General features: G+C 76.4%; 1 protein-coding gene. It reads left to right on the forward strand.

What is annotated here, in order from left to right; translation table 11 throughout:
* On the forward strand, window positions 1-194 hold a 194-nt coding region (locus tag ACY34I_RS40615; RefSeq protein WP_462760868.1), incomplete at its 5' end, for a DUF397 domain-containing protein.
* Between the last annotated feature and the right edge of the window lie 387 nt (window positions 195-581).

A 581-nucleotide genomic window follows, 5' to 3' on the forward strand; every position in this document is an offset into this window, starting at 1 on the left:
ACGGCGGTCGGCGGCGGGGGTGGAGCCGGTGCCGTCGGTATGGTGCCCGCAGCGGCGGCAACGGTGGCAACTGCGTCGAGGTGGCCGACAACCTGCCCGAGACCGTCGTCGGTATGCGACGGCAAGGACCGCCGGCGGGGCCAGCGCTCAGAGCTACGGTTCGGTCTACCCGGGAGGCCGGCGCTCATCGTTGACAGTCGGTCTTGGACTCCGGCGGACCGGTCCCCGGACCGCCTCTGCCGGTCCGCGCAGGCCTGCCCGCGGTCCGGGACGCCACCGCCGCGGTCCCGCCTCAGCGGACCAGCGCTCGGCGGTCCCGGACGGCGCTCGGCGGTCCCGGACCGGCGGGCGAGCGACACACACCGGTCCGGGACCAAGGCCCGCTCGGCGGTCCCGGACCGCGTTCGGCAGTCCCGGACCGGCGGGCGAGCGACACACACCGGTCCGGACCGAGGCCCCCAGACCGTCGCTCTGGTCCCGGCCGCCCGGACCGCCGCCCACGCGTTGACCGCTCATGCACACCCGCTGTCCCGCAAGGCCCCCACCCGACGGCTACGCGCTGACGGGCGCCACCTGTCCGA

The sequence above is a fragment of the Micromonospora sp. RTBAU3-60 genome (assembly GCF_054963695.1).